The 26,837-nt window shown below is 67.8% G+C and carries 25 protein-coding genes; 18 read left to right on the top strand and 7 right to left on the bottom strand.

Features of this window, described 5'->3' with window-relative positions:
* Nucleotides 1-46 precede the first annotated feature (46 nt).
* Nucleotides 47-898, top strand: a complete 852-nt coding sequence (locus tag VV02_RS07265) for a CYTH domain-containing protein (RefSeq protein ID WP_052596672.1) — start codon at nt 47-49, stop codon at nt 896-898.
* Between the two features lie 58 nt (nt 899-956).
* Here VV02_RS07265 and VV02_RS07270 read toward each other — a convergent pair whose 3' ends face one another.
* Nucleotides 957-1,691, bottom strand: a complete 735-nt coding sequence (locus VV02_RS07270) for an SDR family oxidoreductase (protein ID WP_052590760.1) — start codon at nt 1,689-1,691, stop codon at nt 957-959.
* A 104-nt stretch (nt 1,692-1,795) separates the two neighbouring features.
* On the opposite strand from VV02_RS07270, the gene VV02_RS07275 reads away from it, so the two are divergent.
* The 3 genes from VV02_RS07275 (at nt 1,796) to VV02_RS07285 (ending at nt 4,523) form a co-directional block, all read left to right on the top strand.
* Nucleotides 1,796-2,641: a LysR family transcriptional regulator gene (locus VV02_RS07275; protein ID WP_052590761.1), complete on the top strand. Its 846-nt coding sequence runs from the start codon at nt 1,796-1,798 to the stop codon at nt 2,639-2,641.
* A 152-nt stretch (nt 2,642-2,793) separates the two neighbouring features.
* On the top strand, nt 2,794-3,879 hold the full coding sequence (locus tag VV02_RS07280; RefSeq protein ID WP_052590763.1) for an S-(hydroxymethyl)mycothiol dehydrogenase: 1,086 nt from the start codon (nt 2,794-2,796) through the stop codon (nt 3,877-3,879).
* Nucleotides 3,876-4,523, top strand: a complete 648-nt coding sequence (locus VV02_RS07285; RefSeq protein WP_218917372.1) for an MBL fold metallo-hydrolase — start codon at nt 3,876-3,878, stop codon at nt 4,521-4,523. Before VV02_RS07280 ends, VV02_RS07285 begins: the two co-directional genes overlap by 4 nt.
* A 6-nt stretch (nt 4,524-4,529) precedes the next feature.
* Here VV02_RS07285 and VV02_RS07290 read toward each other — a convergent pair whose 3' ends face one another.
* Complete coding sequence (locus tag VV02_RS07290; RefSeq protein ID WP_052590766.1) at nt 4,530-4,982, bottom strand: hypothetical protein; 453 nt, start codon at nt 4,980-4,982, stop codon at nt 4,530-4,532.
* Nucleotides 4,983-5,018: 36 nt separating this feature from the next.
* Here VV02_RS07290 and VV02_RS26330 point away from each other — a divergent pair, with 36 nt between their 5' ends.
* Together VV02_RS26330 and VV02_RS07300 are read left to right on the top strand one after the other, a co-directional pair.
* Nucleotides 5,019-5,297 carry a DUF6412 domain-containing protein gene (locus tag VV02_RS26330; RefSeq protein ID WP_052590768.1) on the top strand — a complete coding sequence of 93 codons (279 nt, stop codon included), beginning with the start codon at nt 5,019-5,021 and terminating at the stop codon, nt 5,295-5,297.
* A gap of 128 nt (nt 5,298-5,425) precedes the next feature.
* Nucleotides 5,426-5,971, top strand: coding sequence for a YidC/Oxa1 family membrane protein insertase (locus tag VV02_RS07300; protein WP_169787656.1), 546 nt, complete (start codon nt 5,426-5,428; stop codon nt 5,969-5,971).
* Here the strand turns inward: VV02_RS07300 and VV02_RS07305 are convergent.
* Nucleotides 5,961-7,163, bottom strand: coding sequence for a hypothetical protein (locus tag VV02_RS07305; RefSeq protein WP_157063310.1), 1,203 nt, complete (start codon nt 7,161-7,163; stop codon nt 5,961-5,963). The two genes, VV02_RS07300 and VV02_RS07305, sit on opposite strands and share 11 nt — an antisense overlap.
* Nucleotides 7,164-7,334: 171 nt before the next feature.
* On the opposite strand from VV02_RS07305, the gene cysS reads away from it, so the two are divergent.
* The 3 genes from cysS (at nt 7,335) to VV02_RS07320 (ending at nt 10,729) form a co-directional block, all read left to right on the top strand.
* On the top strand, nt 7,335-8,765 hold the full coding sequence (gene cysS, locus VV02_RS07310) for a cysteine--tRNA ligase (protein ID WP_052590771.1): 1,431 nt from the start codon (nt 7,335-7,337) through the stop codon (nt 8,763-8,765).
* Between the two features lies 1 nt (nt 8,766).
* Complete coding sequence (gene rlmB, locus VV02_RS07315; protein ID WP_052590772.1) at nt 8,767-9,762, top strand: 23S rRNA (guanosine(2251)-2'-O)-methyltransferase RlmB; 996 nt, start codon at nt 8,767-8,769, stop codon at nt 9,760-9,762.
* Nucleotides 9,763-9,850: 88 nt separating this feature from the next.
* On the top strand, nt 9,851-10,729 hold the full coding sequence (locus VV02_RS07320; protein ID WP_052590773.1) for a TIGR03560 family F420-dependent LLM class oxidoreductase: 879 nt from the start codon (nt 9,851-9,853) through the stop codon (nt 10,727-10,729).
* Between the two features lie 51 nt (nt 10,730-10,780).
* Here the strand turns inward: VV02_RS07320 and VV02_RS07325 are convergent, their stop codons facing one another.
* Complete coding sequence (locus VV02_RS07325; RefSeq protein WP_052590774.1) at nt 10,781-12,025, bottom strand: DUF4032 domain-containing protein; 1,245 nt, start codon at nt 12,023-12,025, stop codon at nt 10,781-10,783.
* 206 nt (nt 12,026-12,231) lie between these two features.
* Here VV02_RS07325 and VV02_RS07330 point away from each other — a divergent pair, with 206 nt between their 5' ends.
* Complete coding sequence (locus tag VV02_RS07330; protein WP_052590775.1) at nt 12,232-13,152, top strand: hypothetical protein; 921 nt, start codon at nt 12,232-12,234, stop codon at nt 13,150-13,152.
* Between the two features lie 142 nt (nt 13,153-13,294).
* Here VV02_RS07330 and VV02_RS07335 read toward each other — a convergent pair whose 3' ends face one another.
* Nucleotides 13,295-14,374, bottom strand: coding sequence for an ABC transporter ATP-binding protein (locus VV02_RS07335; RefSeq protein WP_052590776.1), 1,080 nt, complete (start codon nt 14,372-14,374; stop codon nt 13,295-13,297).
* 310 nt (nt 14,375-14,684) lie between these two features.
* Between VV02_RS07335 and VV02_RS07340 the strand changes: the two genes are divergently transcribed.
* The 6 genes from VV02_RS07340 (at nt 14,685) to ggt (ending at nt 23,350) form a co-directional block, all read left to right on the top strand.
* Nucleotides 14,685-16,022 carry a sugar ABC transporter substrate-binding protein gene (locus VV02_RS07340; protein ID WP_052590777.1) on the top strand — a complete coding sequence of 446 codons (1,338 nt, stop codon included), beginning with the start codon at nt 14,685-14,687 and terminating at the stop codon, nt 16,020-16,022.
* 105 nt (nt 16,023-16,127) lie between these two features.
* On the top strand, nt 16,128-17,708 hold the full coding sequence (locus VV02_RS07345; RefSeq protein WP_052590778.1) for an ABC transporter permease subunit: 1,581 nt from the start codon (nt 16,128-16,130) through the stop codon (nt 17,706-17,708).
* Nucleotides 17,708-18,619, top strand: coding sequence for a sugar ABC transporter permease (locus VV02_RS07350; RefSeq protein WP_083449986.1), 912 nt, complete (start codon nt 17,708-17,710; stop codon nt 18,617-18,619). Before VV02_RS07345 ends, VV02_RS07350 begins: the two co-directional genes overlap by 1 nt.
* Nucleotides 18,616-20,454, top strand: a complete 1,839-nt coding sequence (locus VV02_RS07355) for a glycoside hydrolase family 13 protein (protein ID WP_218917373.1) — start codon at nt 18,616-18,618, stop codon at nt 20,452-20,454. The genes VV02_RS07350 and VV02_RS07355 overlap by 4 nt, the downstream gene beginning before the upstream one ends.
* A 3-nt stretch (nt 20,455-20,457) precedes the next feature.
* Nucleotides 20,458-21,468, top strand: a complete 1,011-nt coding sequence (locus VV02_RS07360) for a LacI family DNA-binding transcriptional regulator (protein ID WP_052590779.1) — start codon at nt 20,458-20,460, stop codon at nt 21,466-21,468.
* A gap of 58 nt (nt 21,469-21,526) precedes the next feature.
* Nucleotides 21,527-23,350 carry a gamma-glutamyltransferase gene (gene ggt / locus VV02_RS07365; protein WP_052596683.1) on the top strand — a complete coding sequence of 608 codons (1,824 nt, stop codon included), beginning with the start codon at nt 21,527-21,529 and terminating at the stop codon, nt 23,348-23,350.
* A 15-nt stretch (nt 23,351-23,365) separates the two neighbouring features.
* On the opposite strand, the gene VV02_RS07370 is transcribed toward ggt, so the two are convergent.
* Nucleotides 23,366-24,253, bottom strand: coding sequence for a LysR family transcriptional regulator (locus VV02_RS07370; RefSeq protein ID WP_052596685.1), 888 nt, complete (start codon nt 24,251-24,253; stop codon nt 23,366-23,368).
* 96 nt (nt 24,254-24,349) lie between these two features.
* Here VV02_RS07370 and VV02_RS07375 point away from each other — a divergent pair, with 96 nt between their 5' ends.
* Nucleotides 24,350-25,204, top strand: a complete 855-nt coding sequence (locus tag VV02_RS07375) for an alpha/beta fold hydrolase (protein WP_052590780.1) — start codon at nt 24,350-24,352, stop codon at nt 25,202-25,204.
* Nucleotides 25,201-26,043: an LLM class flavin-dependent oxidoreductase gene (locus tag VV02_RS07380; RefSeq protein WP_052590781.1), complete on the top strand. Its 843-nt coding sequence runs from the start codon at nt 25,201-25,203 to the stop codon at nt 26,041-26,043. Before VV02_RS07375 ends, VV02_RS07380 begins: the two co-directional genes overlap by 4 nt.
* A gap of 3 nt (nt 26,044-26,046) precedes the next feature.
* Here the strand turns inward: VV02_RS07380 and otsB are convergent, their stop codons facing one another.
* Nucleotides 26,047-26,826, bottom strand: coding sequence for a trehalose-phosphatase (gene otsB, locus VV02_RS07385; protein ID WP_052590782.1), 780 nt, complete (start codon nt 26,824-26,826; stop codon nt 26,047-26,049).
* Between the last annotated feature and the right edge of the window lie 11 nt (nt 26,827-26,837).

The raw sequence follows: 26,837 nt of genomic DNA on the forward strand, positions 1-26,837 counted from the left end.
AGGCGTGCGCCACGGTGACGTCACCCGGTGTCGCCACGGTCAGCACATGACTCTCCTGACCCGACGCCGCCCCGTCCTGCTCACCGTCGCCCTCACGGCCACGGCTCTCGCCTCGGCAGCCCAGGCTCCGGCGCACGCCGATGCCAACGCGACCCCGTCGTACGAGGTGAAGCTCAACCTGGGTACGAGCGCCCTCACTTCCGGGGCGCCGTCGGCGGCCGTGCGGTCGGCTTTCGGACTGAGCAGCACCAGGACGAAGCGGTCGTACGAGTACTTCGACACCTCGGGTCTGGCGCTGGACCAGCAGGGCTGGAGCGTGCGGCTGCGGCACAAGGACGGCAAGGACTTCGAGGAGACCTTCAAGAAGCGGTACGCCGTCTCGGGCGGCAACATCGACGCCGCCCTGACGCAGGCGAACGGTGAGGGCTTCGACTCCTCCGACACCAACTACGACGCCGAGGTGGACTGGGGCTACAGCAAGCAGACGCTGAGCTTCAGCAACGAGAAGGGCCACTCCGACAGCGGCTACTCCGGCACCAGCATGCCGAGCGAGGCGACGGGCCGCGGCTGGTTGGTCGCTGAGATCCCCGGCAAACTCGACGACTGGGGCTCGGGCGGTTGGGGCGGCGACACCCTGTCGGCGTCACGTGCGCACGGCCCGGTCACCTCGACCGTCTGGAAGGGCACCTGGAAGGGCGTCGAGACCGAGGTCGAGGTGCTGCCGATCAAGAATGCGTCCGGCACCGGCACCGAGAACGTCGTGGAGCTGTCGTTCAAGACCGACGACTACAGCACCGCGTCCTCCCTGCGCGGCCAGGCCATCAGCACGAGCGACGCGCCGGGCTGGTTGCTGCACACCGACATCCTCAAGACCAACCTGATCCTGAACCGCTACTGACGGTCGGCGGACATCACGTCATGGCCTCCGCTGCCGCGAGCTCAGGTTGCCCTCGCCCTCACCAGGGTTGAATGCCCGACTCGTCACGGAAGGTGCCGCTAGGCCCGCCGTCGGGCAGGGTCGCGAGCTCGAGGAAGATCGCGGCACCCTGCTCCGGCGTACGGAGCCCTTGGTGATTGTTGAGGTCGGTGGCGACGTAGCCGGGGCAGCCGACGTTGATCAGGATGTTGGTGTCGGCGAGCTCCTTGGCGTACTGGATGGTGATGGCGTTGAGGTAGGACTTCGTCGGTGAGTACGCCGCGGAGATCGGTCCGACCGCGTCGGCCTGCGCGGTCTGAAGAGTGAGAGATCCGACCGTGCTCGAGACATTGACGATCCGCGGCGACGGTGCCTGCCGGAGCAAGGGCAGCAACGCGTTGGTCACCCTGATCACGCCGATCACGTTCGTGTCGACGACCGCGAGGACCTGATCTGCGCTCACCATGGTCGGCTCCTGCGGCATCCCGCCGGTGATGGCAGCGTTGTTGACGAGGACGTCCAGGCCGCCATGCTCAGCCAGCTGGGTCGCCGCGGCGGCGACGCTGGCATCGTCGGTCACATCGAGCGGTACGCCGAACACGTCGAGTCCTTCGGCGCGCAGCTTGGCGACCGCCTCCTCGCGCCGCCCCGCGTCGCGGGCGCCGATCCCGACCCTGAACCCGAGGCGGGCCAGGCCCGCGGCGATCTCGTACCCAATGCCCTTGTTGGCGCCGGTGACCAGTGCTGTCTTCGTGCTGTCAGTGCTGTTTGCCATGTCTCGATGCTGTGCCCGTGCCGGTGGGCCGGTCCAAGACCGATCGGGTCGGGGTCGATACCGCCACGGTATGAAGCCAGCGGCAGCGGCATAGGCTTGACCGGGTGGAGACTCGCGAGCTGCGCTACTTCCTCGCCGCTGCCGAGGAGTTGCATATCGGGCGGGCCGCTGAACGACTCGGGATGGCCCAACCACCTCTGTCGCGGGCGATCGCCCAGCTGGAGCGGCGCCTCGGAGCCGCGCTGTTCATCCGTACGCCGCGCGGCGTCACCCTCACACATGCAGGCGAGACCCTGCTGCGCGAGGGTCGAGCGGCGCTCGCAGCAATCGAGGCGGCCGAGCGGCGTACCCGCCGCACGATCAAGGCCGCCAGTCGAGCGTCCGTCGTGCTGACCGCGAAGGCCGGTGCGTCGAGTGAGCTGATGGCCAAGCTGCTCGACGCCTACGCAGCCGAACCCGACGCCGCCGAGGTCGAGGTGCTGCTGAGCGCACCCGGGCACCAGGCGCCGATGTTGCGCGATGGACGCGCCGACGTGGCGATCCTGCACGGCCCGTTCGACGATCTGAGCGGGTTCGATGTGGACACGCTGACGGTCGAGAAGCAGGTGCTGGTCCTGCCTGCCGGACATCCGTCGAGCGCCATGACGTCAATGACGGTTGAAGAGGCGGCCTCGATCCCCGATCTGCCGCTGCCGCGGTGGCCCAACATCGACGGAACATACCCGGACGGGCCCGGGCCCGAGCTCCGGGACCAGACGCAGATCCTGCAGCTCGTGCGTCTCGGCCGTGCGGCGATCATGCTTCCTGAGTCCGTTCGCTCGAGCTTGCGCGAGGGGTTAGCCGCCGTACCGATCTCGGACGCCCCGCAGGTCACGACGGTCATCGCTTGGCCGCCGCACAGCACCTCACCTGGTGTGGCCGGCCTGGTACGTACCGCGTCTCGACTCTGAGACGCCGCCCCGGGAGCTCCATCGAGAGGCAATCCAAACGCTCGAGAGGCATACCCGCACGGTGTGCCTCTCGATGCGCAGGTGTGCCTCTCGGCGGGTGAGCTCGGCGCATAGGCTCTGACGGCACGCTGTACGCCGACGAAGGAGTCTCCATGTCCCAGACCGTCAAGGGTGTCATCGCTCGCGCCAAGGGCGCCCCGGTCGAGCTGGTCGACATCGTCGTCCCCGATCCCGGGCCGGGCGAGGCGGTCGTGAAGGTCGAGGCGTGCGGGGTGTGCCACACCGACCTGCACTACCGCGAGGGTGGCATCAACGACGAGTTCCCGTTCCTGCTGGGGCACGAGGCGGCTGGCACCGTCGAGGCGGTCGGTGAGGGCGTCACGGACGTCGAGCCCGGTGACTTCGTGATTCTCAACTGGCGGGCCGTCTGCGGGCAGTGCCGCGCGTGCGCCAAGGGCAAGCCCTGGTACTGCTTCAACACCGCCAACGCGACCCAGAAGATGACGCTGACCGATGGCACCGAGCTGTCGCCGGCGCTGGGCATCGGGGCGTTCGTCGAGAAGACCCTCGTCGCAGCCGGTCAGTGCACCAAGGTCGACCGCGAGGCCGAGGCTGCAGCGGTCGGACTGCTCGGTTGTGGCGTGATGGCCGGCTTCGGCGCGGCAGTCAACACCGGTGGCGTCGGTCGCGGCGACTCGGTCGCCGTGATCGGGTGTGGCGGCGTCGGCAATGCGGCCATCGCCGGAGCCTCAATCGCGGGCGCGACGCGGGTGATCGCGGTCGATGTCGATGACCGAAAGCTGGCGCACGCCAAGGACTTCGGAGCGACGCACACGATCAACAGCAAGACCCAGGACGCGGTCGAGGAGATCCGAGCGCTGACGGACGGCTTCGGCGCAGACGTGGTCATCGAAGCAGTCGGGCGACCCGAGACCTACGAACAGGCCTTCTACGCAAGGGATCTCGCGGGCACGGTGGTGCTGGTCGGCGTACCCACGCCTGACATGAAGATCGAGCTGCCGCTCATCGAGGTGTTCGGGCGAGGGGGCGCGCTCAAGTCCAGCTGGTACGGCGACTGCCTGCCCTCCCGTGACTTCCCGATGCTGGTCGACCTCTACCGGCAGGGCCGCTTCGACCTCGATGCCTTCGTCACCGAGAAGATCGGGATCGGTGATGTCGAGGCGGCGTTCGACAAGATGCACGGCGGCGACGTGCTGCGCTCGGTGGTCGTGCTGTGAGCGTCATTGAGACAGGCGGGATCCGCGTCGAAAAGGTCGTGACCTCAGGGACATTCAGCCTCGACGGTGGCACCTGGGACGTCGACAACAACGTGTGGATCATCGGCAACGACGATGAGTGCGTGGTCATCGATGCCGCACACCAGGGCGAGCCGATCCTCGACGCAGTGGGAGACCGGCGGCTGCTGGCCGTGCTCTGCACCCACGCGCACGATGACCACATCAGTGCGGTCGGTGAGGTCTACGACGCCACCCAGGCTCCGTCGTACCTCCACCCTGCGGATCGCGAGCTGTGGGACCGGGTCTACGACGAGGTCGGTCCGGATCGCGAGCTCGCCGATGGCGACCGCATCGACGTCGCGGGCGTGACGCTCGAGGTGCTCCACACGCCGGGCCACGCGCCTGGTGCGTGCTGCTTCTACGCTCCGACGCTCGGCGTGGTGCTCACCGGGGACACGCTCTTCCAGGGCGGGCCCGGTGCGACGGGCCGCTCATTCAGCGACTTCCCGACGATCATCGAGTCGATCAAGACCCGGCTGCTGACGCTGCCGCCTGAGACCGTGGTCCTCACCGGGCACGGCGACTCGACCACGATCGGCGACGAGGCCCCACACCTGCAGGAGTGGCTCGACCGCGGCCACTGAGCCGCGCTACTCGGCGTAGAACCAGCGGGTGACGGCCGAGCCGGCGAGGAGCCGTCGGGACCAGAGCAGCATGGCGCTCACCGCGGCCGTCGGCAGCAGATAGAGCGCGATCTGGCCGATGGCTTCGTGGGTGGCGATCGCCAGCACCAGGAACACCAGCACCGAGAAGGCGAACAGCATCCCGAAGACTCCGGCCGCGAACTTCGCGAACACCCACGCCGTCGGCCCGCCCCACCAGCCGCGCGCGAACCAGGCCGAGATCGCCACGAGCCAGAAGATCGTCCAGCCCAGATCGCCCTTGGAGCCTCGGTCCGTCGAGGACCAGAGTGCGACCCCGCACAGCGCCAGCCACACGAGGGCCAGCAGCCCAAAGCCGAGATGCAGCTCGTACGGCCGTGGTTCCGACAGGCGTCGACGTCGCCTCGGAGGTCGCTCCCGCAGAGCTGCGAACTGCGTCACCCCGGGACTCTAACCCCGGCGTCGTAGGGTGCTGGTGTGCACCAGCTGAACGATCTCGACGTAGCCGCAACCCTCGCGCTGCTGCTGCCGGTCGCTCATCTGCTGCTTGGCGCCTCGCTGGCCGCGGGTACGGCCGTGCTGCTCGTCTCGCTGGCCATCGCCGCCCTGGCCGCGATATCGCCGGATGGGTCTCGTTCGATCGCCGTTGAGCGTCGCCGTCGTGCATGGCGCTCGTTGTTGGTCGCTCTACGCCGGCCCGACCTGCCCGGTCGACCACAGCCGCGCGCCCCTGGGTTCAGCCCGGCGGGCGCCTGACCTCAGCCGGGCTCTCCCGCCTCCGAATTCCCTTTTCCTGCTTGACCTTTCGGAGGTTACTCATGCTTGCTGTGCTCGATCCCATCGTGGTCCTGTTTCGATCCGCACTCGAACCGCTCACTCATGTCATGCCTGCTGGGCTGGCCGTCGTTGCACTCACCGTCGTGATCCGGGCGGCCCTCCATCCATTGGTGCGGCACGCCTTTCGTGCGTCACGTGACGGGAGAGCGGGGTGTCTGCCGATCCTGGTGCAGATCCCGATCGTCTCGGCGGTCTATCGACTCTTCACGGCGTCGGTGATCGCGGGGCATGCCAACGCTCTGCTCGCGCAGAGCTTCCTCGGCGTACCTCTCGGCCAGCACCTGCTGGCCAGCGCCGGGCCTGACGTGCTGGTGTTCCTCGTCCTTGCGGTGGCGATCGCCGCGGTGGCGTGGGGCGCGTACCGGTTCAGTCGGCGTACGACGTCCGCACCTGTTCTCCCGGACGGCACCTCTCCCGAGGTTGCCGCGGCCATGGCCAGGACAGCGCGGTTGCTACCCGCGCTGTCCTTCGGCTCAGTCCTGGCGGTGGCGGTCGTACCTCTCGCCGCCAGCGTCTACCTGCTGACATCGACGGCGTGGTCCCTGGCCGAGCGGATGTGGCTGCACCACACCCTGAGCGCGGTCAGTAGCTGACGGTCCCGAGCTGGGTGATTCGGCCGTTCACCACGGTGATCGCCCCGATGTCGCCGTCGGAGAACGTCTGGAACACCCAGCTCGGCGTCACCATCCACGGGCTGAACGGCAGCGCTAGCTCGGCCAGGTTGGACTTCGCGTCCGGACCGAACGCGAAGTCCATCACGCGCCGCGGAGCCGTGATGCTGAGCTGCCTCGGCGGTGAGTTCGGCTCGCTCGGCGGCAGGAATCCGTCGACCGAGTAGGTCGCCGACGGAGCGAGGTTCAGCGTGCGCTGCGGCCCGACGTTGGCGAAGCAGTCGTCGTGGTCCATGTCGGGGACACATCCGGTCGTACGGATCGCGGTGGTGAAGGTCACCGAGGAGTCGAAGACCGACACCTTGCGGATGAAATAGGTGCCGTCCGGCAACGCGCCTTTGGTCGGGACCGAGTCGGCTCCGTGCGGCGTCGGGACCTGCTTCGGAGTGAACGTGTTGTCGCTGGAGCGCTGCAGCTTGGAGTGCGTCGGGTCCGTGATGCCTCCAGAGCCCCACGCCCAGTCGGCGATGACGGGCATCTGCTTCTGGAGGTAGAACGATGCGTCCGCCTCCGGTCCCCACATGTCGGTCGTCCGTAGGCCGTGCGCAGTGAAGGCAATCATGAGGGAGAGGCCCGGCTGGTCCTGTCCACCGTGTCCAGAAGGCGCCAGCTGGCCACTGTTGGCCTCATGGGTCAGGACTGACCAGCGCACGCCGTCGCTGCCGTACGCGATCGCCTGGCCCGTGCCGTCGCCGGTGAACTCGCCGGTCGCGATGAACACGGCGTGCCGCAGGCCGGGCGGGCGGTTGCCGGACAGCGCAGGTGCGGCGGTCGTGTCGACCGTGTCCGGGGCGGTGCTGCGGTTGACGAGGGTCCACCGGTCCCCAGTCCCCGGGCCGTGGGCGTAGAACGCGATCCGGCCATCGCCCTGGGCGATCGCGCCCTCGAAGCTGTTGCCGATGCGGACGACCGCGATGGTGCCGTGTCCGGCGATGGCGCGCAGCTGCGCGGTCGCGGTGCCCGTGGAGACGTACGGGCGTTCCACGGTCGGGTTGACCGCGGCAGGTCGCGTGTCGGCCGCCGCGGTGCCGATGTGCGCGCCGAGCGCGGTGAGAGCGATGACCGAGCCGACCATCGTCGTACGGAATGAGCGTGAGCAGAGATGAGAACGCATGCTTGCTGAACCCCCTGTGTGAGGCGGCCGACCCCCCAATGGTCCGACTCGCCGGCGCCGCTCCCCAGCGGGCGCCTGTTGTGAGGACGCGCCAGGACCCGCGAGGTTGCTCCCATAGGTGCCGGTGATCGCGTGACCGTCACAGGTCGCGACCGTCGTTAGACTCTGCGGGTGACTCTGCAGATCTATGACACCGCGACCCGTTCGCTGCGCGCCTTCGTGCCGCAGCACGAGGGCAAGGTCGGTATCTACATCTGTGGGCTCACGACACAGGGATCGCCCCACATCGGCCACGTCCGGTTCACGGTGGCGTTCGACATCCTGCGCCGCTGGCTGACGACCGGGCACGGCTACGACGTGACCTTGATCCGCAACGTCACCGACATCGACGACAAGATCCTGCGTAAGTCGGCCGAGCACTCCGCCGACTGGTTCGCCTGGTCCTACCGTCACGAGCGAGAGACCAGCGACGCCCTCGACACGCTGGGAGTCCTGCGGCCGTCGTACGAGCCGCGCGCGACCGGGCACGTGACCGACATGGTCGAGATCATGGAGACCTTGATCGAGAAGGGTCACGCCTACCCGGCGGCCGACGGCAGCGGCGACGTCTACTTCGATGTGCAGTCGTGGCCGTCGTACGGCGAGCTGACCCGCCAGCTGCTCGACGACATGGAGCCCGCGGAGGACGCCGACCCCAGGGGAAAGCGTGACCCGCGCGACTTCGCGCTCTGGAAGGGGCGCAAGCAGGACGAGCCCGCCTCGGCGTCCTGGCCGACGCCGTTCGGTGAGGGACGGCCGGGTTGGCACCTCGAGTGCTCCGCGATGGCGCGGCGCTGGCTGGGCGACACGTTCGACATCCACGGCGGCGGCATCGACCTGCGCTTCCCGCACCACGAGAATGAGCAGGCCCAGTCCCGTGCAGCCGGAATGGGTTTCGCGCAGTACTGGATGCACAACGGTTGGGTCACGCTCAGCGGTGAAAAGATGAGCAAGTCGCTCGGCAACACACTGACCGTCGAAGAGCTGACCAAGACCGTGCGGCCACTCGTGCTGCGCTACTACCTCGGAGCGGTGCACTACCGCTCGACGATCGAGTACCACGAGGGCTCCCTCGCGGAGGCTGGTGCGGCGGTCGAGCGCATCGAGGGCTTCCTGCAGCGGGCCGAGCCGTCGTCGTACGCCGACCGGTCACCTTCGGTGCCGGCAGCGTTCGCCAAGGCGATGGACGACGACCTCAACGTGTCAGGTGCACTGGCAGCAGTGTTCGACGCCGTGCGGGACGGCAACACCGCGTTGGATGACGGTGACCACGAGAAGGCTCGCGACCGGGCTGCCGAGGTCGTCGCGATGACCTCGGTGCTCGGTGTCAATCCTCTTGATCCTCAGTGGGGTTCGTCAGGAGATGACCCTACGACGGCCGCTCTCGGCTCCCTCGTCGAAGCCCTGATCGCGCAGCGCAAGACAGCGCGGGCCGAGAAGGACTTCGCGGCTGCGGACACGATTCGCGACCAGCTGACCGCGGCCGGCGTGGCGGTCGAGGACACACCGGACGGGGCGCGTTGGTCGCTCGTCCGACCCACGCGTGATGACGAGAAGGACTGACATGGCTGGCAACTCGAAGCGCCGAGGCGCCGTTCGCAAGGCAGGATCCAAGAAGGGCATGGTCGTCGGCAGCGGCGGTCAGCGTCGACGCGGGCTCGAGGGCAAGGGTCCGACGCCTCGTGCTGTTGAGCGCCCGAACCACAAGGCATACAAAGATTCCAAGCGCGCTGACAAGGCCGGTGGATCCGGCCAGTCCGGCTCCTCGGGAGGCGGTGGCAGCCGTCAGGGCAGGACCTCCGGTGGCAAGCGCAACCGGCAGGCGTCCGAGGTCATCGCCGGGCGCAACTCCGTCGTGGAGGCTCTGCGCGCGGACATTCCGGCGGCGACGCTCTATGTCGCCGGGCGCATCGACTCCGACGACCGGGTCCGCGAAGCGCTGAAGATCGCGGCCGACCGGGCCATCCCGATCCTGGAGACGCCGCGTGGCGAGCTGGACCGGCTGACCGATGGCGCGGTCCACCAAGGTCTCGGGCTGCAGGTGCCGCCGTACGAATACGCCCACCCCACTGACCTGATGAATCCCGAGGCACCTGGTGCGCCGCTGGTCGTCGCGCTCGACGGCATCACCGACCCGCGCAACCTCGGTGCGATCATCCGCTCGGTCGCGGCGTTCGGTGGGCACGGCGTGATCGTGCCTGAGCGTCGCTCGGTGGGCATGACCGCTTCGGCCTGGAAGACGTCGGCCGGTGCTGCTGCGCGCATCCCAGTTGCGTTGGCGGGCAACCTGACTCGCACGCTGGAGGAGTTCCGCAAGGCGGGCTTCTTCGTGCTGGGGCTCGACATGGACGGCGATGTCTCCCTGCCCGAGATCACGCTGGCAGACGAGCCGCTGGTCATCGTGGTCGGCTCGGAGGGCAAGGGCTTGTCGCGGCTTGTCGGCGAGACATGCGACCAGATCGTGTCGGTGCCGATGAGCTCGGCCGTCGAGTCGCTCAACGCCGGTATCGCGGCGTCCGTCACGCTGTACGAGATCTCTCGCCAGCGCGCCGGTCGCTGATTCGCTGGTCGAGTAGGCGAGCGCCCTGGCGCGAGCCGTATCGAGACCAGGTGACATGAGCGCGGGCCGCGCTGACTACCTTGGCCGCATGCGCTTCTCGATCTGGCCCTCGTCCGCGCACTCGTGGGATGCGTGGCTTCGGATGACGTCTGCCGCGGAGGCCTCGGGTTGGGACGGCGTATGGGTGGCGGACCACTTCATGCGCAACACCGACGACGCTGCCGGAGACATGCAGGAGTGCTTCAGTCTGCTGGCTGGGCTGGCGGCGGCGGTCCCACGTCTGCAGCTCGGGTCCCTGGTCGCCGGCAACACCTACCGACACCCGGCCGTGCTGGCCAACCAAGCCCGCACGATCGATCACATCAGCAACGGCCGGCTGACTCTCGGGATGGGAGCCGGCTGGCAGCGGAACGAGCACGAGGCGTACGGGATCGACCTTCCGCCCACGCCCGAGCTGCTCGCACGTTTCGAGGAGGCGTGCCAGGTCGTCCGCGGGCTGCGTGATGAGGACTGGGTCACCTTCGACGGCGAGTACTACCAGCTGGCCGGAGCGCGCCTTGACCCCAAGCCGGTTGGTGCGCTGCCGCTGCTGATCGGTGCGGCAGGCGAGAAGGTGATGCCTCGGATCGTGGCGCAGTACGCCGACCAGTGGAACACGTGGGGCACGCCGGAGAGGTTCGCGCACAAGAGCGCCATCATGACCAGAGCGTGCGAGGTCGCTGGACGTGACCCCGCCACGTTGGGCCGCTCGACCCAGGCGCTGCTGGTCCTGGACGGTGACGGCCCCGATGTGACTGCACCCGTCATCGCCGGTGGTGTGCAGGGGATCGTCGATGCCGTCGGCGCGTTCTCGGAGGCTGGGCTGGACGAGCTCATCGTTCCGGACTTCCATCTGGAGTCCGTCGAGGAGTCAATGCACTTGTGGGACACCGTGATTGGCGAGGTCGCGCCGCACTTTCGCGACTAGCTCGCGCTGGGGCGCGTTGGGCCCGGGAGAGCCGACCGGTCGGCGTACGGCTCAGTCGGTGCGCGCTCGCACGGGGACCGACTCGGTGTCGACGCCGACGATGGCCTTCTCGTCCGGCTTGGTCGGCAGCACGTTGTCGACGTAGTCGCGGATGGCCTGCTCGATGGTGACGTCCGTGCCGGCCTGTTCGGACATGTACCAGCGGTGTTCGAGCACCTCATGGAAGATCTCCGCCGGCTCGAGCTTGGCACGCAGGGTGGCCGGCACCGTACGCGTGATGGGTTCGTAGATCTTGGTCAGCCAGTCGTACGCGACCATCTCCTCGTCGTCGTTCTGACGGTCCTGCGAGGCGCGGTAGGCGTCGAGGTCGTTGAGGAGACGGCGAGCCTGGTTCTCACCGACGTCGAGACCGGTCAGTCGCAGCAGGCGGCGCGAATGATGGCCAGCATCAACGACTTTCGGCTGGATCTGGATCTGCGCGCCATCGATGTCCGTGGAGATGTCCAGCTCACCGACGTCGAAGCCGAGCTCGTTGAGGCGACGGATGCGCTCCTCGACACGCCACCGGTCGCCCTGCTCGAAGCGCTCCGACTTGGTGAGCTCCTCCCACAGGTCGCGGTAGCGGGTCATGATCCGCTCCGACACCTCGACGGGATCAAAACCCTCCTCGATGAAGCCGCCCGCCTGCAGATCCATCAGCTCGCCGGCGATGTTGACCCGGGCGATGTCGAGGTCGTGCTCTCGCTGACCGTTGCTGAGGGTGTCGTGCAGCTCGCCGGTTTCAGCGTCGACGAGGTAGGCCGCGAACTCGCCTGCGTCCCGGCGGAACAGCGTGTTGGACAGGGACACATCGCCCCACCAGAAGCCGCTCAGGTGGAGGCGTACGAGCAGGACCGCGAGGGCGTCGATCAGCCGGTCGGCGGTGTCCGGGCGCAGGGTCTGGCTGAGCATCGCCCGGTAGGGGAGCGAGAACTGCAGGTGCCGGGTGAGCAGGCAGGCATCCAGCGGGTTGCCTTCGGGATCGGTGCGTGAGCTGACGACGCCGACCGGCTCGACGCAGGGCTGGTTGAGCTTTCGGAGCATCCGCAGCATGGAGTACTCGCGGCGCGCGATATCGGCCTTGATCTCCTTGATGGCGATGACCCGGCCGTCGACCTTGACGAACCGGACGACGTGCCGCGAGATGCCGCGGGGTAGTGCCGCGAGCAGATCCTCGGGCCACTCCTCGAGAGGCAGGTGCCAGGGCAGGTCCAGCAAGGCCGGGTACGGGCGTGCCGCGGTGAGTTCCAGAGCCACGCCCTCGATCGTCCCACCGTTACCCCGCCAACGCACCCACTCCCGTACGCCTGCCCGCGCTTCTCCCGCCCTCGCCTCGGCCAAGAGACTGCGTCTTCCGAATCTGACGCACTTGTAAGGCGGTCAGACTCAGAAGACGCAGTCTCTTGGGCGGTTATCCACAGGGCGACGAACGCGTTCGTCGACGTTCGTCCACCCTTGCCTCCATGATCGATCCAGCACTCGTCCAGCTCGCAGCCGAGCAGTCGATGCTGTTTCGGCGCGCGGACGCCGAACAGCTCGGTGTCACGGACTTCGACCTGCGGCAGATGGTCCGCTCGCGACTGTGCCGCCCGGTGATCCGCAGCGTCTACAGCGTGATGCCGAAGCCGGCGCTGCCGTCCGAACGGCTCGTCGAGAAGACGTTGGCGATGTTGCTTGCGAACCCTCACGTGGCGGCAGCCGGACGATCAGCTCTCGCCCTCCTCGACGTCGACCTCTTCGGAGTGAACTACGAGAAGGCACAGGGCATTTGGCTGAACAAGTGCGCGACCCGGTCGACCACGGACCTCGTGATCCGGCGTCCGCTGGTCATGCCGGCGGTGTCTGACGTGGACGGGCACCTCGTCGTGACCGCACCGTGGGCGATCGTCGATGTGGCTCGGGATGCCGGGGTCGTCGCAGGGACTGTGTCTGCTGACAACGCTCTGCACCACAAGAGGGTGACCGTCGAGGAGCTGGAGGACGTCATACGAGCACAGCGCGGGGCATCACGGATCAGCCGGGCGACACGGGCGGTCGAGCTTTCCGATCGGCGCAGCGAGTCGGTGGGCGAGACACGTCTGCGGCTCCTGCTTCAGTCGGCCGGGATCGATGTGGAGCCGCAGTTCAAGGTGACCGTCGGCAAGCGGGTCCTGGCACGAGCAGACTTTCGGGTCAAAGGGACTCGCCTGCTGATCGAGTTCGACGGCATGGTCAAGTACCGCGGTGACGAGGGCGCCGACGTGCTGGCGAGGGAGAAACGGCGCGAGGACGTTGTTCGACCTCACGGGTGGACGTTCGAGCGCGTCGTACACACTGACTTCGATCAGCCACGGGTGCTCATCGCGCGGCTTCGAAGCGCCGCGGACAACGCCCCAGACGGCTAAGAGACTGCGTCCCCCGAGTCTGACTGCATTACAAGTGCGTCAGATTCGGAAGACGCAGTCTCTTAGCGGGGGCAGCACGAAGGCGGGGTACGCCGGGAGGTGAGTCCCGGCGTACCCCGCCTTGGGTCGTGCGTGAGAGCGGTCAGTCGCCGAGGCGCTCGCCGGACTCGGGGTCGAACAGGTGGACGTGGCCCTCCTTGGGCGTGAAGTGCACGGTCGCGCCCTTCTCGGGAGGTGTACGCCCGTCGACGCGAGCGATCATCTGCAGCACCTCGTCGTCGACCGTGGTGTGGCCGTAGACGTAGGCGTCCGCGCCGAGCTCTTCGACGACGTCGACCTCGACGGCGATGCCCTTGCCCTCGGAGTTCGGCTCCAGGTCCTCGGGCCGGACACCGAGCGTCACGCGCTGACCGGCGCCGGTGAGGGCCTCACGCTCGACGGGGTGGACGACCGAGCCGAGCTTGACTCCGCCGTCGGTGACCGGGGCATTGAGGAGGTTCATCGCGGGGGAGCCGATGAAGCCGGCGACGAAGACGTTGTCCGGGTGGTCGTACATCCGGCGCGGGGTGTCGCACTGCTGCAGCAGCCCGTCCTTGAGCACGGCGACCCGGTCGCCCATCGTCATGGCCTCCGTCTGGTCGTGCGTGACGTAGACCGTGGTGACGCCCAATCGCCTTTGGAGAGAAGCGATCTGGGTGCGCGTCTGCACACGCAGCTTGGCGTCGAGGTTGGACAGCGGCTCGTCCATGAGGAAGACCTGCGGCGAGCGGACGATCGCTCGTCCCATCGCCACACGCTGACGCTGACCACCGGAGAGGGCCTTCGGCTTGCGGTCGAGGTAGGGCTCGAGGTCCAGGATCTTGGCGGCCTCGAGGACGCGCGACTTGATCTCGGCCTTGGGCGTGCCGGCGATCTTGAGCGCAAAGCCCATGTTGTCGGCGACCGACATGTGGGGGTAGAGCGCGTAGTTCTGGAACACCATCGCCACGTCGCGGTCCTTGGGGGACAGGTCGGTGACGTCGCGCTCGCCGATCAGGATGCGACCGCCGTTGACCTCTTCGAGGCCCGCGAGCATGCGCAGGGAGGTGGACTTGCCGCAACCGGAGGGGCCGACGAGGACGAGGAACTCGCCGTCCTCGATGTCGATGTTCAGAGCATCGACCGCGGGGGTATCAGAACCGGGGTAGACCCGGGTTGCCTGGTCATACGTGACTGTTGCCATGTCTCTTGCCTTCCGTCACCGGCAGGAACGTGCCGGACGATCCGTTGTGAGGAACACCGCGCCCATGGGGAGCCCGGATCCCACGATCTTGCCTCATGTGACCTGCGTCATGCCGCGAACTGTTCAGAAATCGTTCTCGCGTTCGACAGGTGGGACGGCGGGCGAGCGGCGAGTGGTCGGGTCGGCCGCTGCGGTGCGACGAACTCGTGTTTGCAAGATCTTGCACAACCTTGCAAACATCGGGCAGTATGACCCACGTCACATTCACCGCATCTGGACGTCGAGGTCCAGGCCCGTGAGGAGAACTCCCGTGTTGAAGCGCCCCTTCGCCATCGCCGTCGGAGGATCGGCAGCTCTGCTGCTGGCCGGCTGCGGTGGCTCGTCCGACTCCGGCAACAGCGGCACCACGCCGGCCGCGGGCACCCCGACTGCTGCCACCTCTTCGAGCGGCGCCGGTGCCCCGGCCGCCGCTCCCACCACCGTTTCCACCAAGGATCCGGCTCGCGACGCGAAGGCCGACCTGGTCATCTGGTCCGACGCCGACCGGGCGCCCGTGCTGAGCAAGTACGCCGCGCAGTTCGGCCAGGAGAACGGCATCACCGTGGCGGTGCAGATCGTCACCGACGCCCGCCAGCAGTTCAAGGACGCCACCAAGGTCGGCAAGGGTCCCGACGTGCTGGTCGGCGCGCATGACTGGCTGGGCGAGCTCGTACAGAACGGCACCGTCGCGCCGGTCAACCTCGCGGCCGCCGACCAGGCGAAGTTCGCACCTCAGGCGATCGCCGCGGCGAAGTACAACGGCCAGCTGTACGGCGCCCCGTACGCCGTCGAGAACATCGGCCTCATTCGCAACACCGCGCTCGCGCCCACCGCGCCCAAGACCCTCGATGACCTGCTCACCACCGGCAAGTCGCTGGTCGCCAGCAAGAAGGCGACCAACATCCTCGCGCAGCAGATCGGCAAGAAGGGCGACGCGTACAACGCCTACCCCTACCTGTCGGCGTACGGCGGCGGCATCTTCGGCACGAAGGCCAACGGTGACTACGACCCGGCCAAGGTGATCGTCAACAGCGCCGCGACCGTCAAGGGTGGCGACGCGCTCGCCAAGATGGGTCAGGCCAAGGCGCTCTCGACCAACATCGACGACAAGAACGTCGACACGCTGTTCGGCGCCAAGAAGACGCCCTACATGATCAGCGGCCCCTGGGCGATCGACAAGATCAAGAAGGCCGGCATCAAGTACGCCATCGATCCGCTGCCCAGCGTGGTCGGCGGAGGCGCGATGAAGCCGTTCCTCGGTGTGCAGATGTTCTACGTCTCGGCCAAGGCCAAGAACGCCGCGTTCGCGCAGGAGTTCGTCACCAAGTACGTCCCGCGCGAGGACGTGCAGGTGGCGCTCTTCACCGCCGGCAACCGGCCGCCCGCTCTGACGGCGGCGTACAACAAGGTCGCCGCGACCAACCCGGACGTGAAGGCGTGGTTCGAGGCGGGCAAGGAGGGCAAGCCGATGCCCAACATCCCGGCCATGAACTCGGTCTGGGAGCCGCTCGGCCTCGCGACCGCGGACGTCATCTCCGGCAAGGCGCAGCCCCAGGCCCGCTTCGACGCGGCCCAGAAGGAGATCGTCGCCAACATCGCCAAGGGCTGATCGGTCCTACCGATCAGCCAGGTGAGGTACGACGGGTGCCAGCATCCGTCGTACCTCACCTCCTCCCTCCTCCCGCGCACGCGCCTTCTCTCCACGGAGTAGCTGATGAGCACGTCGAGCACTGAGTCGACGCTGGGTCCGGTGAAGACCCCGATCTGGGCTATTGCCTTGAAATGGTTGACGATTGGGGCGGCGATCGCCCTCGCGTTCTATGTCGCGACCCGCCTCGCCGATGACGGCCACTGGCTCGCGGTCAGCATGGTCGCGATGGTCGCCATCGCGATCCTCGCGATCTACGGCACGCGCCGAGCTGTCCCGTTGAAGTACCTGTTGCCCGGGCTGCTGCTGTGCCTCGGGTTCCAGGTCTGGCCGATCGCGTACACGGTGATGACGTCGTTCACCAACTACGGCGACGGCCACCTGGTCAGCAAGCAGGACGCGACTGAGCAGAACATCGCCTACTCCGTGCGTGAGGTGACCGGCGCGCCCCGCTACCAGCTCTCGGTCGCGGTCAAGGCCGGTGATCCGATCACCACGGGCGATCCGCACTACCTGCTGACGGCGCCGGACAAGAAGACGTACGACGGCACTGCCACCGGTCTCGAGCCGCTGGATCCAAAAGGCTTGGTACGCCTGGGAGCTGGGCGCATCACGCAAGCGCCCGGGTTCACCGTGCTGACGCCGAGGCAGGTCAACGCCCGTTCGGACCTGACGAAGTTCGCGGTGCCCACGGACGACGGCGGCGGTATCAAGGCGGTCGGCCTGTCCGAGGCGTTCGAGGGCAAGCCGACCCTGGTCTGGGACAAGGGAGCCAACACACTGACCGACTCCGCGACCAAGCCCAAGCGGGTCTACGTCGCGAAGAACGCCCAGTGGGTCCCGCAGAACGGCCAGGGTGAGGCGCTGCCGGTCGGGTGGAAGGAGAACGTCGGGCTCGACAACCTCAATGAGGTCGCGACCAACAGCACGATCCGCACCGGCTTCCTGAAGATCTTCGCCTGGAACATCGTCTTCGCGATCTTGTCGGTCGCCACGACGTTCATCCTCGGCATGCTGATTGCGTTGCTGTTCAACGACCGTCGGCTCAAGGGGCGCAGCGTCTTCCGCTCGCTGCTGATCCTCCCGTACGCGATCCCCAGCTTTGTGACCGCGCTCGTCTGGGCATCGATGTTCAACCAGGACTTCGGGCTGATCAACGATCTGACCGGTCTCAACATCGACTGGCTCGGCAACGCGTGGGCGGCCAAGGCGGCGATCCTGATCACCAACCTGTGGCTCGGCTTCCCTTACTTCTTCATCGTGTGCACCGGTGCGCTGCAGTCGATCCCGGCGGATGTGATGGAGGCGGCGAAGGTTGACGGCGCGTCGCCATGGCGCACGCTCCGCTCCATCACGACACCGCTGCTGATGGTCGCGGTCGGCCCATTGCTGATCGCGTCGTTCGCCTTCAACTTCAACAACTTCGGGCTGATCTACCTGATGACCAAGGGCGGCCCGTTCGTCGAGGGTGACGCCACGATCGGCTCGACGGACCTGCTGATCACCTATGCGTTCCGGTTGGCGTTCAGTGGCAACAACCCGAACTACGGTCTCGCGTCGATGGTCTCGATCTTCATCTTCGTGATCGTGGCGCTGATCAGCATCCCCGCCTTCCGGCGTACGAAGGCCCTCGAGGAGGTCAACTGATGTCCGCGATCTCACAGCCCACCGCCATCGTCGTCCCCGAGGTGATCGAGGACCGAGAGCCGCCGCGATCGCGCGGAAACAACTGGTGGCGTTACGTTCTCGGCGTCATCGCGCTGATCTGGTCGCTGTTCCCGGTCATCTTCCTGCTGTCCGCAGCGCTCAACAAGACGGGCTCCCTGTCGACCAGCGAGCTGTTGCCGAAGTCGTTCTCCTTCGACAACTTCGACACGCTCTTCAACGACCCGTCCCGACCGTTCAGCACCTGGTACAAGAACTCGCTGTTCGTCGCCGGCGGGGGAGCGCTGGCGACCGTCTTCATCGGTGCCTGCGCGGCGTACGCGTTCTCTCGCCTACGTTTTCGCGGTCGCCGACCCGGGTTGCTGGCTCTGCTCCTGCTGCAGCTCTTCCCTGGTCTGCTGGCCGTCGTCGCGCTCTACCTGACGTTCTCGCACATCGGCGACGTGCTGCCCGGCCTCGGGCTCAACACCACGATGGGCCTGCTGCTCGCCTACCTCGGCGGCGCGATGGGCTCCAACATCTGGCTGCTGAAGGGCTACTTCGACACCATCCCGCGCCAGCTCGATGAGGCAGCGTTGGTCGACGGCGCCTCGCACGCGCGGATCTTCTTCACGATGACCCTGCGTCTGGTGCTGCCGATCCTCGTCACGGTCTTCATGCTGGCGTTCGTGGGGCTGTTCGGTGAGTTCATGCTGGCCAGCATCTTCCTGGTCGACAGCGATCAGCAGACGCTCGCGGTCGGCCTCTACGGGATGAGCCAGGGCAACGAGGCCAACCGGCTGTTCGGCCAGTTTGCGGCCGGTGCCCTGCTGGGCTCGGTCCCTACTGTGCTGCTCTACCTGGCCTTCCAGAAGCAGCTGATCAGCGGTGCGACGACAGGGTCGGTGAAGTGACTGGGGACCTGCTGAGCCGTCCACACCACGACGGCTCAGCCCTCTACGTCTCGACGCAGGCTCCGACGCCGGGCGAGAGCGTACGAGTTCGGGTGCGGGTGCCGCACGAGGCCGACGTACGCGAGGTGCACGTTCGCCAGGTCACCGACGGCGAGCCGGAGTTCCGTGCGCTGCACGAGATCTCCCGGAGCGACTCAGAGGCCTGGTGGGAGGGTGAGGTCGTCTGCCACAACCCGGTGACGTCGTACCGCTTCATCCTCGAGGGCGGGCCGGGCGGCTACCAGTGGCTCAACGGCACCGGTCTCCATGAGCGTGACCTCCCGGACGCTGCGGACTTCCGGCTGGTCACCTATCAGGCGCCGCCCGAGTGGTCACTGGATTCTGTTGTCTACCAAGTGTTCCCGGACCGGTTCGCACGAGCAGCGGGCCGTCCGCCGATCGCGGACTCCGCGCCCGACTGGGCTCTCCCCGCCGACTGGGACGACGCGGTCTCGACCGAGCCGGACACGGTGGCGCGACAGCTCTACGGCGGCGACCTCGACGGGATCGGCGAGCACCTCGACCACCTGGAGCGGCTGGGCGTCACCACGCTCTACCTGACGCCGTTCTTCCCGGCTCGGTCCAACCATCGCTACGACGCCGAGACGTTCGACGCCGTCGACCCGGTGCTCGGTGGGGGCGAGGCGTTCCGCCGACTCATCGCTGAAGCACATCGTCGCGGGCTCACCGTGCTGGGCGATCTGACCACCAATCACACGGGCGACTCGCACGAGTGGTTCGTTGCGGCACAAGCGGATTCGCAGTCGCCGGAGCACGACTTCTACCTCTACGACGAGTCCGGTGACTACGTCTCCTGGTACGGCGTGAAGTCGCTGCCCAAGCTCAACCACGACAGCGAGGGCCTGCGCGAGCGGATGTTCGACACTCCGCAAGCTGGCGTCCAGAAGTGGTTGGCCGGACCCGACGGTCTCGACGGGTGGCGGGTCGACGTCGCCAACATGACCGGCCGCTGGCAGGCGCAGGACGTCAACCATCGCGTCGCCCGCCACCTGCGCGACGTCGTCGTCGACACCAAACCCGATGCGCTCCTGGTCGCAGAGCACTGCCATGACCACAGCCAGGACGCGATGGGCGACGGTTGGCACGGCGTTATGAACTACTCCGGATTCACGAAGCCGCTGTGGACCTGGTTGCGGGGCAAGGACTTTGCGCCTCGCTTCCTCGGATCGCCGTTGCGCGTGCCACGTCTCGGCGGTGGAGCCGTTGCCGCGATGATGAACGAGTTCGGAGCGATCGTCCCGTGGCGTTCTCGGATGCACAGCTTCACGTTGGTCGGCTCGCACGACACGACCCGGGTTCGGACGCTGGTGGGTGATGACGCGGCGCAGGTCGTCGTCGCAGCCGGCCTCCTGCTGACGATGCCGGGCATCCCGATGATCACCTACGGCGACGAGATCGGCATGGAGGGCGTCTGGGGCGAGGACGGTCGCCGACCCATGCCGTGGGACGAGTCGCGTTGGGACGCAGACCTTTTCGAGGCGTACCAACAGCTCATCCGAGCCAGGCGAGATCTCGAGCCGTTGCGGCACGGCGGCCTCCGCTGGGTGCACACGAGTGACAACTCGCTGGTCTACCTCCGCGAGACGGAGGGGGAGACCGTGATGGTGCACTGCGCTCGGGCAGCGGACGAGGTGCAGGTTCCGGCGACTCATCTGGCAGGCGTTGAGAGTGCACGTGTCGTCGTCGGAAATGCCCTGCAGCACAATGGTTCTCACGTGACGATGTCGGCGGAGGGGCCGGCAGTGTCGATCTGGGTGTGGAGCCATGAGGGGTGACGGATGAGCGCGCGGCTGGCTGATGTGGCACTGCACGCGGGTGTCAGTGAGGCCACGGTCAGTCGGGTGCTCAACGACAAGCCGGGTGTCGCCAAGGCCACTCGTGACGCGGTGCTGACCTCGGTCGACGTGCTCGGCTATGACCGGCCGAGTGCGCTGCGACGGCAGATGGTCGGCATGGTGGGGCTCATCGTCCCGGAGCTGACCAACCCGATCTTTCCGCAGTTCGCGCAGACGATTCAGACCAGCCTCGCGGCCTCGGGCTACACGGCCGTGCTGTGCACGCAGGCGCCCGGCGGCGTACACGAGGACGACTACCTCGACATGCTGCTGGACCGCGGCGTCGCCGGCGTGCTCTTCGTCAGCGGCCAGCATGCCAACCTCGATGTCGGCGTCGAGCGCTACGTCCAGCTGCGCAGTCGCGGTCTCCCGATGGTCCTGGTCAACGGTCATCGGCCCGAGATCGATGCACCGTCGCTGTCGAACGACGAGGCGGCCGCCGTGGATCTCGCGGTCTCGCACCTGATGTCGCTGGGTCACAAGCGGATCGGCCTCGCGACCGGACAGCACCGCTACGTGCCGGTCGTCCGCAAGGTCGAGGCGTTCGAGCGGGTGCTCGCCGAGCGGCTCGGTGTGCAAGACCCGCGACCGTTCGTGGCGCAGACCTGGTTCACCGTCGAGGGCGGCACCCTAGCCGCGAAGTCCCTGCTCGAGCAGGGTGTGACTGCGGTCGTCTGCGGGTCCGATCTGATGGCGCTGGGAGTGGTGCGCGCGGCCCGCCAGGCCGGGTTACGCGTACCCGAGGACCTCTCCGTCGTCGGCTACGACGGTGCGCTGCTGTCCGGTTTCACCGACCCGCCCCTCACCACGGTCAGGCAGGACGTCAACGCGATGTGCGCGGCCGGCGTACGGGCTCTGGTCGATGAGATCGCCGGTCGTCCGCACGCCCGGGGTGATGCGTTGTTCACCCCCGAGCTCGTGGTGCGGGCATCGACGACAGCTGCGCCTTCATAGGCCCACGCGAGCCTGGCGCCTGCCTATGCTCGGAGGACGCCTGACGAAGGGATCGACCATGTCGTACGCTCCCCGCCCTCAACTCCTGCGTCGCGCCCGGCCGGCGGTGCTCGTCACAGCCGCCGCCCTGCTGGGCGCCACGACCCTGGCACCTGCCCGTGCGGCAGAGCCGGTCCCACCCAAGACACCCGTCGCCATCGGATCGGGCGGCGCTGTCTCCAGCGTTGATCCTGACGCCACGGCCGCCGGGCTGAAGGTGCTGCGCCAGGGCGGCAATGCCGTTGACGCGGCGGTCGCCACGGCCGCTGCCCTGGGTGTCACCGAGCCCTACTCCGCCGGCATCGGTGGTGGCGGCTACTTCGTCTACTACGACGCCCGCAGCAAACGCGTCAGCACGATCGACGGTCGCGAGACCGCGCCCGCGACGATGCCGCACGACGCCTTCATCGACCCCAAGACCGGCAAGCCCTACCCGTTCACACCCGAGCTGGTCACCAGCGGTGTCTCGGTCGGCACGCCGGGCACGGCGGCTACCTGGGCGGCCGCCCTCGAGTCGTGGGGCACCCGGTCCCTCAAGCAAGCCCTGCAACCCGCAATTGGCATAGCCAGCAAGGGTTTTGTCGTGGATCAGACCTTCCATGACCAGACGAACGACAACAAGGTGCGCTTCGCTGCCTTCACCCCAACGGCCAAGCTCTACCTGCCCGGCGGCGACGCGCCTTCGGTCGGCACCCGCTTCAAGAACCCCGACCTGGCCAACACCTACAAGCTCCTCGGTGACAAGGGCACGTCGGCGTTCTACCGAGGCCCACTCGCCCACGAGATCGCCCAGAGCGCCCAGCACCCACCGAAGGCTCCGGACACGACGCTGCCCGTGCCGCCCGGCTACCTCACCGAGGCGGACCTCAAGGCGTACGACGTCATCCACCAGAAGCCGACCAAGGTCGGCTACCGCGGCCTCGACGTCTACGGCATGGCGCCGTCGTCCAGCGGAGGATCCACGGTCGGTGAGGCGCTGAACATTCTTGAGAAGCAACGACTTTCGAGCATGCCGCGAGACAAGGCACTGCACTACTACCTCGACGCGAGCGCCCTGGCCTTCGCCGACCGGGGTGCGTACGTCGGCGACCCGGCCTACGTCGACGTGCCGCTCAAGACGCTGCTCTCGGACAAGTTCGCTGCGACGCGCGCCTGCCTCATCAAGCCCGACAAGGCGCTCCCGACGCCCACCGCTGCAGGCTCGCTCAAGGGCAAGGGTTGCCCCACTGCAACGCCGAAAACCTTTGAGGACAATGGCAAGTCGACCACGCACCTCACGGCGACCGATCGCTGGGGCAACGTCGTCTCCTACACGCTCACCATCGAGCAGACCGGTGGCAGCGGCATCGTCGTCCCGGGCCGTGGCTTCCTCCTCAACAACGAGCTGACCGACTTCTCGACCGAGTGGAAGGCCGACGACCCCAACCGGATCGAGGGTGGCAAGCGTCCGCGGTCATCGATGTCGCCGACGATCGTGCTGCGGCACGGCAAGCCGTTCCTGGCGGTCGGCTCGCCTGGTGGCTCGACGATCATCACGACGGTGCTGCAGACGCTGGTCAACCGCGTCGATCTCGGGATGACCCTGCCCGAGGCGATCGCTGCACCACGTGCCTCGCACCGCAACAACGCGACGGTGACGGCGGAGCCGGAGTTCATCACGGCGTACGACAGCACGTTGAAGCCCTACGGCTACACGCTCGTGAAGAGCGGCGATGAGTTCACCAGCGCGGCCGAGATCGGTGCGGTGGCGGCGCTGGAGTTCCTGCCGCACGGACGTGTCCTGGCGGCTGCCGAACCCGTCAGACGCGGCGGTGGCGCGGCCGGAGTCGTGAACCCCCGCTGACCGGCCGGCGCCGGGTCACGCGATCTCGGCGGTGACCTCGACAGCGATCTCGATCGCGCGCGCCGCGAGGGGCGAGTGGGTGCGACCTGCCTGCCACAGCAGGAAGATCTCGCGTGCCGGGAGAGCCGGCCGCAGCTCATGGATGGACAGCGACTCGTCCGATTCGATCTCGGCACCGCGGACGATGAGCTGTGGCAGCACCGCCGAACCCATACCGGCGCGCACCATCGACAGCACGGTCTCGTTGCCAGCGGTGCGGAACACGATCCGCGGGCGTACCCCGCGGCGTACGAGCTCCTCCTCCATCCGGGCCTGGTCGCAGATCGGGGCGGGCGCCACGAGAGGTACGCCGTCGAGCCGGGCAGTCCGCACCGGGCCGTCGGGGAACGTGCCGCGTCGGGCCACCAGCAGGTAGGGATCGTCGAGCAGCTTGAGGTGCTCGACGTCGCCGTCCACGCGTCCGTCGAAGAACATCAGGTCGAGCTCACGGACGTCGGGCTGGTCGGTCTCCTCCTCGAACAGCCTGATGTCGCAGTCCGGGTGCTCGTCGCGAAGCCGGCGTACGACCAGCGGCAGGATCACGTTGGACACGCTTTGGAAGGTGCCGATGTCGACCCGACCGTCGCCGGCCTTGAACCGGTCGAGCGCGGTCGCCATCGTCTGAGCGCGCTCCAGCAGCTCGCGTCCGTGTGCCAGTACGACTGAGCCGAGTGGCGTGATCCGCACCGGTTTGGGCCCGCCTGGCCGGTCGAACACGGCGCCGCCGACCGACCTCTCCAGGGCGGCGATCTGCTGGCTCACCGTCGACTGGGTGTAGCCGAGTCGGGCAGCCGCTCGTCCGAACGAGCCCTCGTCGGCGACGGCGGCCATCGTGGTGAGGTGTCGCAGCTCGACGTCAGACATGAGGGTCACCATAGCCGTGTGAGCATCGCTTGTAGCGATCATGGCAATCGAAAACTATCGCTTTTCACGATGGCTCAGTCGACCTAGCGTGACGTCATGACCACTCACCTTTCGAACGGCGAACAGCTCCTCGAGATCCGCGATGTCGAGCTCTGCGTCGAGACCTTCGGCAACCCCAACGACCCGGCCGTCCTGCTCATCGATGGTGCAGGCGCCTCGATGTTGTGGTGGGAGGACGAGCTGTGCGAGCGGATCGCGCGTAGCGACCGGTTCGTCATCCGCTACGACAACCGGGACACCGGCAGATCCACCAGCTACCCGCCGGGAGAGCCGGGTTACGCGTACACCGACCTGGCCGGTGACGCGCTCGGCATCCTGGACGCGCTGAACGTCGAGCGGGCGCACATCGTCTGCCGGTCCATGTCCGGCGGCATCGGGCACATCATCGCGGTGGACCACCCCGACCGCGTCGCCTCGCTGACGTTCGTCTCCACCTCCACAGGTGCGGACGACCTCCCACCGCCCACGAACGACATCAACCTCACCGTCGCCGCGCCGGACCCCGCTGACTCGACCGCGGTGGTGGACTACGTCCTCGCCTGGACGAAGGCGTACGCCGGCGGCTCGCCCTACTTCGACGAGACCGGCACGCGCACGCTGGTCGAGCGGGACGTCGCTCGCGCTCGCAGCTTCGCGTCCACCCTCGTCAACCACGACATGCTCGACTTCGAGGGGTCAGCCCGCGACTTCGGCGCCATCACGGCGCCGACCTTGGTCGCGCACGGCGACCACGACCCTCTGCTCCCGCTCCCACACGGACAGGCACTGCGCGACGCGGTGCCGGGTGCGCAGCTGCTGGTCCTCGAAGGCGCGGGCCACGATCTGCCGAAGCCTCTGTGGGACTCGTTCGTCCCGGCGCTGATCCAGCACACTGAAGGTGGCCGGTCATGACCCGGCTGCGTTCGGCACTCTGGCTGCCGATCTTCGACGAGCTCGCCGACCCCGCCGCGGTCGTACGTCTGGCCGTCGAGGCCGAGGAAGCCGGCTGGCACGGCGTGTTCGTGTGGGACCACCTGCGCTGGCAGGCGCCCGTCCGGCAGGTGGCGGACCCGTGGATCACGCTGGCCGCCATCGCCACCGCGACCGAATCTCTCCGGTTCGGCCCCATGGTCACCCCGGTGGCCCGGCGCCGTCCAGCCAAGCTCGCCAAGGAGACCGCAACGCTGGACCGGCTCAGCGGTGGCCGTCTCACGCTCGGCGTCGGCCTTGGCAGCGACCGGTTCGCTGCGGAGCTGTCCGCGACCGGCGAGGAGGTCGACGATCGGCGGCGTGGCCAGATGCTCGACGAGTCGCTCGAGATCCTCACCGCTGCATGGTCGGGCGAGCCGGTGCACCATCGCGGCGAGCATTACACCGTCGACGGAATCTCCTTTCTTCCCAGGCCTGTTCAGCGTCCGGGCGTGCCGGTGTGGGCCGCGGGACGTCCCGGCAAGGCGAAGCCGTTGCGCCGCGCCGCTCGGTACGACGGCTTCTTCCCGGTCAATCTCGAGCACCCGGATCAGCTCGCCGAGGATGCCGCCACGATCCGCGATCTCCGCGGACAGACCGGGCGGACGACGCCGTACGACATCGCCGTCGGTCTCCCATCCGGCACCGATCCGACGCCCTACGTCGAGGCGGGCGCCACGTGGTGGCTGGCCGAGTTCGAGCCCGAGACAGTGTCGCTGGACGAGGTGCGGGGCGTGCTCCGCGATGGCCCGGCCGTCCTCGATATCGAGGGGACCAGGTGAGCGTCAGGCGGTACGCCGTGCCAGCACCTCACGAAGGACGGCCACCGCATCCGTGGGCTCCAGCACGCGGTGCTGGGCTGCGGTCGCGCCCTCGCCGACCTTGATGGTCACGTGACCCTCGTTGGTCCGGAGCACGTCGAACGCCTTCTCGTCGGTGGCGTCGTCGCCGAGGTAGAGCGTCGCGTCCGTCGAGGCAACCCGCGAAAGCGCTTGCAGCGCAATGCCTTTGGTGACCGGAACGACCGTGAGCTCGACGACGTCCTTGCCCTGCATGGCGTGGATGCCCGGGTCTGCATCCGGGATGCGCAGCGCGGCAGCGGTCGCCGACTCGGCCTGAGCGGCATCGATGCCGCGGGTGTGCAGGACGACGCCCGCGGGTTTGCGCTCGACGCGAGCGTCCGGATGCCCCGCGACGATCTCGTCGACATAGGCGGTGGCTGCGAGCAGCCGGTCGTGCGCGTGATGGTCGAGCGGCGCGCTGATGTCGAGATCGACGCTCGACTCCGCGCCGTGCGAGCCGATCAGCACCACCGGTGAGTCATCGGGCAGCCCCGAGAGCGTGCGCAGACTGGCGAGGTCGCGTCCGGACACGAGAGCGGCCGTCACGCCGGGATGCTCGGCGAGAGCTGCGAGCGTCTCCATGGCGCCAGGCAAGGGACGGGCCGACATCGGATCGTCGACCAGCGGAGCCAGGACTCCGTCGAAGTCCGTGGCGACGAGCGGGCGCGGGTGGCCGGCGTACACGGCCAACGCCTCGGTGAGGTGTACGGGCAAGGCGGCCATGGCTACTCCCA

The organism is Luteipulveratus mongoliensis, from assembly GCF_001190945.1.
In the GTDB taxonomy this organism is placed as follows: domain Bacteria; phylum Actinomycetota; class Actinomycetes; order Actinomycetales; family Dermatophilaceae; genus Luteipulveratus; species Luteipulveratus mongoliensis.